The following is a 12935-nucleotide window of genomic DNA, read 5'->3' on the forward strand; positions in this document are numbered from 1 at the left end:
CAGGTTGAAGTGACCTTTGATATTGATGCCAATGGCATTATCAACGTGACTGCCAAAGACAAGGGAACCAACAAGGAACAAAAAATCACCATCACCGATTCCACGGGTCTGTCGGATGCTGATATCGAGAAAATGGTCAAGGATGCCGAAGCCAATGCCGATGCCGATAAACAACGCCGTGAAAAGATCGACGTTAAAAACCAGCTCGACTCCATTATCTATTCCACGGAAAAAACAATCCGTGAGAACAAGGAGAAGTTGAAAGAAGAAGATATTAAATCTACCGAAGAAGTGATTGAAGAGGCCAAAAAACATCTGGAAGACGAGGTTGAGCCGATGAAGGAACAGATAGAAAAACTCAACCAGGTCGCGCATAGCCTCGCCCAGACCATTTACTCCCAAGCTCAGGCCCCGGAGGGCGGTGATGCGGGTGGTGAAGCTCCGGGTCCCGATGCAGAAAGTAAAGATAAGTCGGATGAAGATGTCGTCGATGCCGAGTTTGAGGATATCGGCAAAAAATAGCATCATCACCGGAACAGGTACCAGGGAGGGGATTTCTAACGATCCTGCTGTTATCAGGGTTATGGATTGTTGAAGCCCCTCCCTTGCTTTATTTAACTGCCTTAAATATACCGCTTCTCCCGATAAATTTTATTTTTGTCAGGTTGTCTGCAAAAGAAAGAAAATCAAGAGTCCCTTATGATGGAAAACAATAATTCTAGCGATGACCAAGAGCCAAAAGAAAAGCCCAAGATACAAGTTGTCGACCGCCGCCATTGGGTTGCCGAGGAGGATGACACAGAATCAAGTGATGGAGAGAATATTGAAGAACGCTACCCTTCTTTTGTCGAAAAATTAAAAAAAGAGGCTGAGGAAAAAGACCAGCGGCTGAAAGAATATATTGCCGCCTACAAGGAAAAAACTTCGCAAACGGATGAATTGCGGGCCCGGCTTCAGCGTGACAACGAAGTCCGGCTCGATCAGTTCAAAGCAAATTTATTCGCCAGGCTGTTGCCAATCCTCGATAATTTAAAGCGGGCAGAGGATTCTGCAAAAAACACCAGTGATTTCGAAAGTCTAAAGCAGGGGATTAATCTGGTCATCAATCAATTTGTCCGGGAACTCAAGGATAATGATGTCCATGCATTTAAGACCCAAGGAATGAAGTTCGACCCTAAAATCCACGAAGCCTTTCTGGTCACGGAAACCGATGATCCCGAACAGGACAATGTGATTTTGGAAGAATTAGAACAAGGATACATGTTCAAGGAGAAGTTGATTAAAGCCGCTAAAGTAAAAGTTGCAAAGTTAAAAAGTTAAAGCGTATCATACTCCTCTTTGTTCCTTAAAAAGGGCGATTCCATGCCTTTTTTTCAATCCCACGGTACTCTTATTTTTTAAAAGAGGCTGCCCCGGCGGAGAATTTCCGATAATTTCCTAGCCGGGTCCGTTCCTCACAAAACCAATTAAAGGACTCCATGACAAAGCGCGACTACTACGAAATACTGGGTGTAAATCGAAACGCGTCCGAATCGGAACTCAAAAAATCCTATCGCCAATTGGCGCTCAAATATCATCCTGATAAAAACCAGGGCGATCCGGCTGCTGAAGAAAAATTCAAGGAAGCCGCAGAAGCGTATGAGGTCTTGAAGGACCCGGAGAAAAGACAAACGTATGACCAGTTTGGCCATGAAGGGTTAAAAAGAAATGGCTTCTCAGGTCCCCAGGGATTCGATGATATTTCTTCCGCCTTTGGGGATATTTTCGGCGATTTTTTCGGCGGCGGACGACGCGCCACAACCGGCGCTGATCTTCGGCTGGACCTTGCCGTCACTTTTTCAGAAGCGGCTTTTGGTACCAAGAAGGACATGGATGTTTCCAAACATGCCTCCTGCAAAACCTGCAGAGGCTCTGGAGCCAAAACAGGCTACCCGCCCAAACAATGTTCAACCTGCAGGGGAACCGGTCAGGTGATCCGCTCCCAGGGGTTTTTCAGCGTGAGCAGCCCGTGTCCGGACTGTCATGGCGCCGGTCAGGTCATCACCCACCCTTGTGGAGAATGCCGAGGTGAAGGCCGGGTTTTAGAGAAAAAGACCGTCTCCATAAATATTCCAGCAGGCGTTGATGACGGCTCCCGACTCCGTTTACGCGGCGAAGGGGAAACCGGCCCCGGTGGATTGCCACCAGGGGACCTTTATGTATTCATTCATATGGAAGCCCATGATTTTTTCCATCGGGAAGGATACGACATTCACTGTCGACTGCCTTTATCTTTTTCCCAGGCGGCGCTGGGGGCAGAGATTGAAATTCCCATGTTGGATGAGGGCAAGACGAAAGTAATTTCTGTATCTCCAGGAATCCAATCAGGCGCAACAAAAAGAGTCTCCGGGGCAGGAGTTCCTAACCTCAGAGGCCATGGTCGGGGCGATCAAATTGTCCACTTCATCGTGGAAACTCCGAAGCATTTGAACAAACAGCAAAAAGAACTGTACAAGGAACTAGCTGAACTGGACGGCAAACCCGTTAAGGAAACGCTGAAAGGATTCTTTGAAAAGTTAATGCCCTGACTCCAGGTAAAAAGATTTACTGTCGCCCCAAAAAAAACAAAAAAAGCCGACCTGATTGCTCAGGCCGGCTTTAATTTTATAAACTTGTATCAATCAACCACAGTTTACATTTATTGGAACGGTACCGGTGTTGGTGATTTTAACTTCACCACTGATATCGCCAATAGAATCGCCGCGGCTGAAATTATTTTGTTTACCCAAAATTATAGCTTTTCTGCCCATGCTATGTTTATCTGCCATGCCCACGCCTCTTTCGCCTTCCAACCCATGATCATCCGTCGGTCCCAGAGTGATCGGAACCGTGGTGTAATTGGAAGATTTCCAAAGCACCGCATTGGCATTCCCTCTGTCACCAGCGGTTGAGGTTCCTGCCGCTTCCAAGGAGATAGAGTTGGCATTCTTACAGCTAGTAGATTGACCAGGATTGATCGCTCCGGCATAAGCAGATACTGCAAAACAAAAAACAGATACAGAAACCAGTAAAACGAGTGCGAGTTTTTTCATTACATGATCCTCCCTTACCCTAGTTAAAAATCAGTCTCTACAAAAAAATGGATGCTGTAAGGTGTTTGGATAGAGCCACCTCCTCCCAATTATTTAACACCTTGGATTTTTAATTTTTTAAAGAACAAAACCCAAATACGGGATTATTTTAACTTTGACGGTCTCAAATATTATCTTCAAGCCATTCTCATCGGCTGATGTCGCATACAGTTCGTAGTGCACTCAAACCTTATTCAGGCTCGAAGATGCGTAAAGTATACTTGGGAATCCATTCATGTCAATAATTTTTTCCTACCAAACATAAGAATTTTCCCACAAGCAATTAATTGATTAAAGGGCAATAAAATTGTACACCATCGGCAAGGCTGACCGAAAAAATTTTAATACTCTTTCCTCTCCGATGCTCTATAATAAAACAAGTCCTTTTAAATCAAATATATTATGCACCTTATCGAAGGTTGACATCCAGAACGACCAGTTTTTAAACTTAAAAAGCTATCCCTACCTCATCCTATGACCAGTAGGAAATAACTTATGAGCAAAACTTCGTCCCAATCCCGGTGGAAAAAACTCTCGACCTTTCTCCTGGGTGGAAATCCGAAAAAACGGTTCATATCATTTATCATCATCATTCTGGTCGGACTGCTTACCAGCTATCTTACGGTAATAAAAGGCGTTCGTCTGACACCGGAAAGTTTTCGGGATTTTGTCCTCTCGCTGGGAATCGCAGGCCCTCTTATCTATACCGGGGTTTTCATCGTCCGGCCCCTGCTCCTGATTCCGTCTATCGCCTTATTTATAGGTGGAGGTCTTGCCTTCGGCCCTATTTGGGGTCCGCTTTATGCTTCGATAGGGGCGGCGCTGGGAGGAACGGTTGGGTTCTGGATTGCACGACGATTGGGCCGTGATTATGTCAAAAGCAAATTGAAGTTCGGAGCGGGAGTCATTGACAACACTAAATTCAGTTTTTCTGTGGTATGGCTGTTGAGCCTGATTCCGGTGATGCCGGTCACGGTCATCAATTACGGGGCCGGGTTGTCGAGTATGAAATTTGGCAATTACATCGCCGCTCATATTTTAGGGTTGACCCCCAGGGCGTTTGCCTTCGGTTTTTTTGGCAGTACCCTGCTTGATATCGGATCGCCACGGTTCCGTGGAGCCGCCATGATGCTACTTTTGCTGGGGCTGGTGACCGTTTATTTTCGTATGAAAGGAAAATCCTCTTTTCGAGACAAGGCATCCCCTGCCCCGCAGAAAGCCTTGCAGGAAGGTGATTAGCAGGTTGCTGAAAAAGTCCTTTGCGGTATTTCACCACTGCCTTCATGCCTCGAGGGGGTATTGGGACCAGAAAATGTTAATCCCAAGCTTTGCGGTTTAACTTAAGAAATGGTGGCACAGGCTTTCCAGCCTGTGGGCACAGCCTGGAAAGGCTGTGCTACTAACAAGCAAAAACCTGCAAAACTTACTCGCTGACAGAGTTTTTCCTCTTTCAGCAACCTGTTAGGGATATTCCTTACTGCTCCACCACCTGATCCTTCAGGACGGCCCCGTCTTCGATCACCAGCGGTTGTTTGAGAGCCGTCAGTTGCACTTTCCCTTGCAGTTGCACCCCTTTGCCAAAACGGACATCTCCCTTCACCTCAAGAGAATCCAGCTCCAGCATTGAGGGAGCAGATGGAATCCGGGCCTGGTAATCATCCAATTGCGTAAATTCGCTTCCCAGTTCAACCTTGGGCAATTCTTTTTGTTTTCTTTGCGGATTGCGTGTCAGTTTTCCATTTTCTAAAACAAACAGATCCGACTGAACCAATAACAGATCGTTCGTCGTTTTGACCGGCATGAACCGATCGCGGGACACGATCAGCCCTTCGGCTCCCGGAAAGCATTCCAATGCGGACCCGATCGCGGTTTCAAGCTGAATGACATTCTTCCCGGAGACGGTTTTGCGGTTCACGATCACGTTCAAATCCAGAGGACCAGCTTCCAGTTTTTTGCGCAAATGACGCAGGTGGATCCAGATATTGTTGGTATTGAATACCTTGAACTTGCGTTGACTGCAAAATTCTTCCTTGTGCTCTTCGGGAACGCTGGCTATTTCCAGAAGTTTTAGCTGACCTCCATCCTGATAAATCGTTCCCCCCTTCACATCCGCCGGGGTTTTGGGTGTCATCTCGATCAGGAAAGGAATGTCGTTGTCCAGGATGTGGGCCAGGATGCCGGGGTCGATCACCGCTCCCAGATTATCTGCATTGGCAACAAACAGGACCTCCCTCCCCTCTTTAAGCAATTGATCGAGAAACCCCAACTCGAAAATGCAGGAATAAAAATCGCCATGACCGGGAGGGTACCAGGCGCCCTGGCCAAACTCCTCTTCGGACAGCGGCTCAAGTGAATCTTCCAACAATCGGGGAAACTTATTTTGTTGAAAAGTTTTCACCTCAAGACGGCCCTTATATTTTTCGATGACCTTTTTGGTTTCTTCATGCGTGTAAAAACTGTTCATCAAAATCAAGGGAACTTTGACACCGAAATCCTTTTCAACCTCGCATAACTGATCGACAATGAGATCCAGAAAAGTTTTGTTTTCATGAACGGCGATGGTGGATTTTGGCATCTGACAGCCCATACTCGTCCCCAACCCACCGTTTAATTTGCATACGGCAATCCTGGCAAGGCTTTCCTGAGCCACCTTTCTGTCTGGAATTTTTAATGAGGTATAGGAGAGCAGATATTTTTCATCCGGGGACTGCACCGAGTCCCAGTCGTTGATTCTGGAGGGTCCTTCCCGAAACTTTTCGATCAACCGGAGAAAATTTTCCCTGACATTTTCACTAAGGGGAAGTTGAGACAGTTCTTTATTCATTACAAACCCGTTTCTATAAAATAATCTTCATTAAATTGATGTGCTAATATAAACAAAAACGCCGGCGTTTTAAACCTGTAACCACAGCTATGGCGTTTTAAACCTGTAACCACAGCTATCACGTTTTCCGTCTAGGGGGTCTATGCTTGTATTCAAAAGAAATATCTATAGCCCTGTCGAAAGACCCCAGTCAAGCGACACTAATAATCATCTATTGGATTGCTATAATTTTGTTTTTAACTCTCTACTGGCGGATCGCGATCTTTTCCTGGGCCTGGACCAACTCAATCAGGAGGAGGGGGATGATCGTTTCAAACTGTTTTTTCCGCACGCGTCCCGGTTTGGTTCTCTTGGGATCATAAATGCGATTTCCAAGCAACTTCTCGAAGGCCTGGTGAATCCCGATAAATGGTATCAAATGAATGCCTACCACCTATGCTATTTGTATGACAGCCTGACTTCGACCCTGGAAGAATACAGTTACGAGTCTCCAGAGCAACGGATAGAACTGTTTCCCGAGTTAAATGGCGAGCCGATCGACTTCGATCAATTTCTTGAAACCTATTTTATGAATACGGCTTTTCTTATGGACCCGGACCGATTCAATGGTATGGATTCGGAAGAAAAAGAAGACCGGGGTTTTATTGATTCCTGTTTATTTGGAGCCATCAACAGACTGGTTCCTTCAAAAGAGGAAATCAACCTCCAGCAAATAGATAACCCTTATATTTAATAGAGCTTTGCATAACCCGTCATTGTGAGAAACCAACGGAGCCGTATCAGATGGGCTCAGGATAAACTTCATGAAGATTCTCGACTCACGCAAAGACCACTATACTAAAAGCGACAGGGACTCTTAAAGATTTTTGAATATTCATGAGTTCCGGCTTAAAATGCATTGATATTGATTGTTAGCGGATCACAAAATAACCATGCTGATTTTCAAGAACAATATTTACAATCAAAACGAGCTCGGGTTTGCAGGGTTTTTCAGGTCACCGGATCCGGATTATGATGCGTGGTTCGACCCAAGGCATTTTATTGAAACGGCTTTGACCGAAGAGGAAGAAATTTTTTCGTTCATCGAAAAACAACCGAGTCAATATTGGAGAGAAGATGTCAGTAAATTTTTCCCCAATGCCTGCAAAATTGGCAATCTGATCATCCTTCGCAAGGTTTTTGAAATTATTCGAACTGGTTTTACGGAACCAGTCATCTGGTATCAGATGAACACTTACCACTTTTGCTTTTTGTACGATATTCTGGCCCGCCACACCTTCAACTACAATCATGATAACCAGGAAGATCGATTGAATACTCTTCCTGAACTCAAGGGGAAATCTATACAGTTTGATTTATTCGTAAAGAATTATTTTTTCAATTTAGTATTTCTTATGGACCCGGACAAGTATGACGCCCTCTCCCGTGATGAGAAGTTAGCCAACGGATTCGATTGTCCCTGCCAGTTCGGGGTCATTCACGGGCTGATTCCCACCCTTGAGGAAATGGAACTCAAAGAATCCAAGGATTATCCTTACTCTATCTATGTTTGACCCATAGAGTCGCAACTACTGTCAATCCACCCTGACTTGGAGATAATTTTTGCAAAAAATTCTCACCGCCGCAGAAATGCAGGCCATTGATAAATACTCTATTGAAGAGTGCGGAATCCCCGGAATGATCCTTATGGAAAACGCCGGACGGGGGGCGGTTGATTCTCTAAAATGCAGATTTCCTGATCTCAGCACGAAAAGGGTCATTGTATTTGCCGGCAAGGGCAACAACGGCGGCGATGGTTTTGTGATGGCCCGACATCTGCTGAATATGGGAACGGAAGTATCGATCCTCCTGCTTGGCAAAATCTCTGAACTAAAAGGAGATGCAAAGCTCAACGCCGAGATTGCGCATAACATCGGCGTGGAAATCCATGAGGTAAACGCTGGCAATTTCAAATCTTTCGATCACCGTCTTCGTCATTCCGACCTCATCATCGACGCCATTTTTGGCACCGGACTGACGAAGCCCGCAAGCGGCTTTTTTGAGGAAGTTTTCGGGAGAATAAACCAACTGCATAAATTTGTGGTCTCCGTGGATATCCCGTCAGGGGTGGACTCGGATTCCGGCCAGTTGATCGGCCCGCATGTGAAGGCCAATCTGACCCTGGCACTGGCAATGTTGAAACGCAGTCATGTGACATTTCCCGCCGTCGGAGTGATGGGAGACATCGAAGTCATCGATATCAGTCTTCCGCAAAAGGCCATTGACGCTCAACCCCATCCGGTTCAAATGGTCGAGCAGAGTGATATCGCCGCATGGTTTAAAGAACGCCCACGTGACGCCCACAAGGGCGACTTTGGGCATGTGCTGGTCATTGCCGGTTCGCTTGGAAAAGGTGGAGCGGCAGGCCTCACGGCCCTCGCAGCCCTCCGCGCCGGATGCGGTCTGGTGACCCTGGGCATCCCGGAGAGCTGTCAGAAAGCCCTGGAGTTTCACCCTTTGGAGGTGATGACCGTTCCCCTGCCGGAGACTCCCAATGGCACACTGGCTGTAAAGGCAAAAAACCTGATTTTAGAACACCTCCAGGGGAAATCGGTCCTTGCCATCGGGCCGGGAATTTCTACCGACCCGGAAACCGTCCAGTTGTTGCGTGAGGTCCTTCCCGCCGTCCAGATCCCTATGGTTCTGGACGCGGATGCGGTGAACTGCCTGGCTTTGGATGGGGGTCTGGAGTTACTGAAAAACTCTGAAGTCATACTAACCCCCCACCCCAAGGAGATGTCGCGAATCTCAGGCCTGAGTACCCAGAAAATTCAGGCAAACAGAATCGAAACCGCGTCCCGGTTCGCGCAGGAAAATTCCGTCCATCTGGTTCTTAAAGGGGCACGCACCATTCTTGCCTTTGCGGATGGATCGGTCTTCATCAACCCCACCGGTAACTCCGGAATGGCGACCGCCGGCTCGGGCGATGTTTTGACGGGAATCATTGCGGGTCTCATTGCCCAGGGGTTGGAGGTCCGGCAAGCGGTGTTAGCGGGAACCTATCTTCATGGGCTTGCTGGCGATATATTTGCCGAAAAATCGGCTGAGGCCAGTCTGATCGCCGGGGACCTGTTAAATGGCATCCCTGAAAGCCTGAGCCGAGTCCTCTCCTGAAACTAAAATTTACTAATATGACCATCCTGACGACGAATACCCGCGAAGAAACCCTGAGTTTGGGAGAAAAACTCGGCAAATGCCTGAAACCCGGCGATATTGTTCTGTTATTTGGAGATCTGGGCGCTGGAAAAACCACCCTCACACAGGGAATTTGCTATGGATTGGGTCTTCCCAGAGGAGAGTACATCCGCAGCCCCACATTCACCCTGATTAACGAATATCAGGGGAAATTCCCTATCTACCATATAGATCTTTACAGAATGGAAACTCAGGAGGAAATCGAAGCCCTGGGGCTGGAAGAAGTCCTTTTTGATAAAGGAGTCGCCATTCTGGAATGGGCTGAAAAACTGCTTTCTCCTGAAGATGGCCAGACCCTGGGCCTCGGAATCCAGGGCAGGGTCGAAGTTCGCCTTTCCTATATAAATGAAAATAAACGATCTTTCTCCATTGAGCCGATAGATTTGGACACCCGAACATTCCCGGTTTTTTCTTTACAATGACGAAACAATATGTCATTATTTTAGCCTTGGTATGCCATTTGCATATTTCTCTAATTAATTAATTTTACATTGATTAATGGTCGATAAGGTTCGTAAAATACTCTTGATCCTGACCCTTGGCATCCTGGGATTGTCCTGTTATCATATTTTTTTTAAAAGCCAGATTACTGTTGAGGATGTTGTCCTCAAAGCTTTGGATACGGGAGTTGATATCGAGATAGAGAATTTTGAGGTCGTCCATGAACCTAAAGATGGAAAGAAATGGGAATTAAAGGCCGACCTTGCCCAAATCAACCAGGAAAAAGATTTAACCCTGCTGACCAACGTGGAATTAAAAATAATACAGGGCGATAAACAGGAGTTTTGGGTGGTTGCCGATTCAGGAAGTATCCAAAATGGAAGTAAAGATATTCTTCTGGACGGAAATGTAAAAATGATTGGTGCATCCCAAATGGTACAAGAACGAGTCGGCAAAGAAAAAACACAACCTGACAAATAACTTTCTCTTTCCAAATATGGCAGATTTTAAACAAAGCCTTTTTATAACCGTCATTTTCCTGATTCTGTGTTTCGTGGCCCCGGATTTCGCTCTTTCGCAAGGGATCATCAAGAGCAATAAGGCCGCCAACAAGGACAAACCCATTGAAATTACGGCAGAAAGAATGCGTTCCGAGGATGGCGGAGTAAAAATCGTTTTTTCCGGAAATGTTATTGGGATTTGGGGGGATTTGACCATCAATTCAGATATTCTTGAAATTTATAACTCGGGCGAAGAAAAAAAGGAAACCGATGAAATAGTGGCGATCGGCAATGTCATCATCACCCGGGATAATAAAAAAGCGAAGGGAGACCGCGCGGTTTACCTGGACAAATTGCAGAAAATTATTCTGACAGGAAATCCCACCGCGACCGCCTGGGAAGATAAAAATATCATTCAGGGGAAGGAAATGATTTTTTTACTGGATAAGGACAGGTTCGTCGTCAACGACCGAGTTCGCATGAAACTGTTCCCGGAAAAAAAAACAGACAAAGACGATAATACAGCGGCCCAGGGTAGTAAAAAAAAAGTCTGGGTAGACGCTAAAAACAACTCCCCATCAGGAAATTAAAAGTTAAACGTGGATGGTTTAAGAGCAATAAAATTAGTCAAGTCGTTTCGTAAACGCCAGGTTGTCAGAGAGGTCACGATCAATGTCAAACGGGGAGAAACCGTTGGCTTGCTTGGTCCCAACGGAGCGGGAAAGACCACAACGTTTTACATGGTCGTGGGGCTCACCCGGCCCGAGAGTGGGCAGGTTCTACTGAATAATGAGGACGTGACTAATTTCCCTATGCACCTCAGAGCCATGAAAGGGATGAGTTACCTGCCTCAGGAAGCTTCTGTTTTTCGAAAACTGACAGTGGAAGAAAATATTATTGCGGTCCTGGAAACTCAGAATCTGTCTAGTTTTGAGAGAAAAAAGCAGGCTCGGTCCTTGCTCCGGGAGCTCAATATTCTTCATATTAAAGACTCGATGGCTTACACCCTTTCAGGAGGAGAGCGCAGGAGAGTGGAAATCAGCCGGGCCTTGGCAACCTCGCCTACTTTCATCCTGCTGGACGAACCTTTTGCGGGGATTGATCCCATTGCGGTGGCGGATATTCAATCGATTATTTCCCACTTGAAGGACAGGGGAATTGGGGTCCTTATCACGGACCACAACGTCCGTGAAACATTAAGCATTACTGACAGGGCCTATGTGATTAATGAAGGTGAAATTATCTGTTCAGGATTGCCTTCCGAAGTGGCACAGGATGAAAAAGTGAAACGAATCTATCTGGGAAATCAATTTTCTTTTTAGGACGGAGCTGATTGTATGGCAATGGAATTACGACTGAATATGAAGTTGAGCCAGAAGCTGGTAATGACTCCCATGCTTCAACAGGCCATCAAGTTACTGCCACTCGCCCGAATGGAACTTGCTCAACTTGTAAGACAGGAAATAACCGATAATCCGGTTTTGGAAGAAATTCAGGAAGAGGAAGAGGATTTCAAATCCGAATCTGAATCCGAAGAAAAATCACCCCAAAGCGAATCCACTGATGATTTTGATGGACCGATAAGCGACAATTCTCCCGCCGATCCAGAAGTGGACTGGGAAAGTTTCTTTCAGAATAATATCGATCGGGGAAGTTCCATCGAAAGCTATTCGGAAATGCCCCCGATTGAAGCCACTTATAAAAAAGACCCCTCTCTACACGATCACCTGCAATGGCAACTCGACCTCACGGCAAACTCGGAGCAGGACAATTTTATCGGTCAATGCATCATCGGTAATATTCAAAACGATGGATATCTCTGTGCCGACCTGGAAGAAATTTCCGGAATTGCTCAAGTTTCTGAAGATGAGGTGCTCCGGGTTTTAAAATTTATCCAGGGGTTTGAACCAACAGGCGTAGGCGCACGGGGGTTGAAAGAATGTTTAATGATTCAGGCTCAGGCACTGCCCGAAAGAAATCCGCTGATGGAAACCCTGATCGACTCTTATTTGGAACGACTGGAGGAACGGAATTTCCATAAAATTGCATCCGAGCTCAAGATCAATGTTGAGAAAATTTTAGAAACCGTAAAACTAATTCGTGAGTTTTCCCCAAAACCCGGATCGCTTTACAACAGTGAAGGCATCGATTATGTCACCCCCGATTTGACGGTGGTAAAAACCGAAGAGGGATACGACATCGCTTTGAATGATGAAGGGGTTCCCAGGCTCCGCATCAATCCATTTTATCAAAATCTGCTGAACATGACCAATGAAGGGCAGACAAAAGAATACCTTGAAAACAAATACCGCTCTGCATTATGGCTGATTAAAAGCATTGATCAGCGACGGCAAACAATTTATAAAGTAGGCAAAAGCATCATAAAACTACAGATGGAATTCCTCGACCGCGGGTTGACCTATTTAAAGCCAATGGTCTTGAAAGATGTCGCTAAGGATATCGAAATGCACGAATCCACTGTGAGCCGGATAACCACCAATAAATATATCGATACCCCTCAAGGAATATTTGAGCTTAAATTCTTTTTCCATAGCGGCATAAAATCCTATATGGGGAGCAACCTTTCCTCGGTCCGGGTTAGAAATATGATCAAGGATGTGGTTGCCAGCGAAGATCCTAAAAAGCCGCTGACAGATGACGAGATGGTACAGGCTCTGATGCGGAAAAATGCTAAAATCGCTAGAAGGACCATTACTAAATATCGAAAAGAACTAAATATTCCTCCGGCCAGTAAAAGAAAAAAAATATTTTGACTCTACGGCTTTTCCCTGCTTAAATCCTCACTACCACCTGAATTTATAAGTG

At 45.9% G+C, this 12935-nt stretch carries 14 protein-coding genes; 12 read left to right on the forward strand and 2 right to left on the reverse strand.

Translation table 11 applies throughout. The features are described from left to right. From O3C58_09330 to dnaJ, 3 genes are all read left to right on the forward strand, one after another. Nucleotides 1-522 (forward strand): Hsp70 family protein (locus tag O3C58_09330; GenBank protein ID MDA0692057.1); only part of this gene is annotated, 522 nt, incomplete at its 5' end. 177 nt (nt 523-699) lie between these two features. Beyond that, complete coding sequence (locus tag O3C58_09335) at nt 700-1320, forward strand: nucleotide exchange factor GrpE (protein MDA0692058.1); 621 nt, start codon at nt 700-702, stop codon at nt 1318-1320. Nucleotides 1321-1478: 158 nt separating this feature from the next. Beyond that, a complete protein-coding gene (gene dnaJ / locus O3C58_09340) occupies nt 1479-2567 on the forward strand; it encodes a molecular chaperone DnaJ (GenBank protein ID MDA0692059.1) in 1089 nt (362 codons plus the stop codon). 93 nt (nt 2568-2660) lie between these two features. Here dnaJ and O3C58_09345 read toward each other — a convergent pair whose 3' ends face one another. Next, nucleotides 2661-3071 (reverse strand): hypothetical protein, encoded by a 411-nt coding sequence (locus O3C58_09345; protein ID MDA0692060.1) that lies wholly within the window; start codon nt 3069-3071, stop codon nt 2661-2663. 534 nt (nt 3072-3605) lie between these two features. Here O3C58_09345 and O3C58_09350 point away from each other — a divergent pair. Continuing rightward, complete coding sequence (locus O3C58_09350; protein MDA0692061.1) at nt 3606-4349, forward strand: TVP38/TMEM64 family protein; 744 nt, start codon at nt 3606-3608, stop codon at nt 4347-4349. 235 nt (nt 4350-4584) lie between these two features. Here O3C58_09350 and O3C58_09355 read toward each other — a convergent pair whose 3' ends face one another. After that, nucleotides 4585-5934: a UTP--glucose-1-phosphate uridylyltransferase gene (locus O3C58_09355; GenBank protein MDA0692062.1), complete on the reverse strand. Its 1350-nt coding sequence runs from the start codon at nt 5932-5934 to the stop codon at nt 4585-4587. Nucleotides 5935-6076: 142 nt separating this feature from the next. Between O3C58_09355 and O3C58_09360 the strand changes: the two genes are divergently transcribed. From O3C58_09360 to rpoN, 8 genes are all read left to right on the forward strand, one after another. Beyond that, nucleotides 6077-6667, forward strand: a complete 591-nt coding sequence (locus O3C58_09360; GenBank protein MDA0692063.1) for a hypothetical protein — start codon at nt 6077-6079, stop codon at nt 6665-6667. A 199-nt stretch (nt 6668-6866) separates the two neighbouring features. After that, nucleotides 6867-7487 (forward strand): hypothetical protein, encoded by a 621-nt coding sequence (locus O3C58_09365; protein MDA0692064.1) that lies wholly within the window; start codon nt 6867-6869, stop codon nt 7485-7487. A gap of 49 nt (nt 7488-7536) precedes the next feature. Further along, nucleotides 7537-9087, forward strand: a complete 1551-nt coding sequence (locus tag O3C58_09370; GenBank protein MDA0692065.1) for an NAD(P)H-hydrate dehydratase — start codon at nt 7537-7539, stop codon at nt 9085-9087. Nucleotides 9088-9104: 17 nt separating this feature from the next. Beyond that, nucleotides 9105-9590: a tRNA (adenosine(37)-N6)-threonylcarbamoyltransferase complex ATPase subunit type 1 TsaE gene (gene tsaE, locus O3C58_09375; GenBank protein ID MDA0692066.1), complete on the forward strand. Its 486-nt coding sequence runs from the start codon at nt 9105-9107 to the stop codon at nt 9588-9590. Nucleotides 9591-9666: 76 nt separating this feature from the next. Next, the gene (gene lptC / locus O3C58_09380) at nt 9667-10089 is read left to right on the forward strand and encodes an LPS export ABC transporter periplasmic protein LptC (GenBank protein MDA0692067.1); all 423 of its coding nucleotides are present in this window, start codon (nt 9667-9669) and stop codon (nt 10087-10089) included. Nucleotides 10090-10105: 16 nt separating this feature from the next. Further along, entirely contained in the window at nt 10106-10699 is a 594-nt protein-coding gene (locus O3C58_09385) for a hypothetical protein (protein ID MDA0692068.1), read from the forward strand. 9 nt (nt 10700-10708) lie between these two features. Beyond that, entirely contained in the window at nt 10709-11431 is a 723-nt protein-coding gene (gene lptB, locus O3C58_09390; GenBank protein MDA0692069.1) for an LPS export ABC transporter ATP-binding protein, read from the forward strand. Nucleotides 11432-11446: 15 nt separating this feature from the next. Then, nucleotides 11447-12883, forward strand: a complete 1437-nt coding sequence (rpoN, locus tag O3C58_09395; GenBank protein MDA0692070.1) for an RNA polymerase factor sigma-54 — start codon at nt 11447-11449, stop codon at nt 12881-12883. Nucleotides 12884-12935: the final 52 nt, after the last annotated feature.

Source organism: Nitrospinota bacterium, from assembly GCA_027619975.1.
In the GTDB taxonomy this organism is placed as follows: domain Bacteria; phylum Nitrospinota; class Nitrospinia; order Nitrospinales; family VA-1; genus JADFGI01.

Bases quoted from the DNA above. Each gene is read 5' to 3' on its own strand.
- O3C58_09335 (MDA0692058.1), top strand. From the start codon at position 700: ATGATGGAAAACAATAATTCTAGCGATGACCAAGAGCCAAAAGAAAAG.
- dnaJ (MDA0692059.1), top strand. From the start codon at position 1,479: ATGACAAAGCGCGACTACTACGAAATACTGGGTGTAAATCGAAACGCG.
- rpoN (MDA0692070.1), top strand. From the start codon at position 11,447: ATGGCAATGGAATTACGACTGAATATGAAGTTGAGCCAGAAGCTGGTA.
- O3C58_09355 (MDA0692062.1), bottom strand. From the start codon at position 5,934: ATGAATAAAGAACTGTCTCAACTTCCCCTTAGTGAAAATGTCAGGGAA.
- tsaE (MDA0692066.1), top strand. From the start codon at position 9,105: ATGACCATCCTGACGACGAATACCCGCGAAGAAACCCTGAGTTTGGGA.
- O3C58_09360 (MDA0692063.1), top strand. From the start codon at position 6,077: ATGCTTGTATTCAAAAGAAATATCTATAGCCCTGTCGAAAGACCCCAG.
- O3C58_09345 (MDA0692060.1), bottom strand. From the start codon at position 3,071: ATGAAAAAACTCGCACTCGTTTTACTGGTTTCTGTATCTGTTTTTTGT.
- lptC (MDA0692067.1), top strand. From the start codon at position 9,667: ATGGTCGATAAGGTTCGTAAAATACTCTTGATCCTGACCCTTGGCATC.
- O3C58_09365 (MDA0692064.1), top strand. From the start codon at position 6,867: ATGCTGATTTTCAAGAACAATATTTACAATCAAAACGAGCTCGGGTTT.
- O3C58_09385 (MDA0692068.1), top strand. From the start codon at position 10,106: ATGGCAGATTTTAAACAAAGCCTTTTTATAACCGTCATTTTCCTGATT.
- O3C58_09350 (MDA0692061.1), top strand. From the start codon at position 3,606: ATGAGCAAAACTTCGTCCCAATCCCGGTGGAAAAAACTCTCGACCTTT.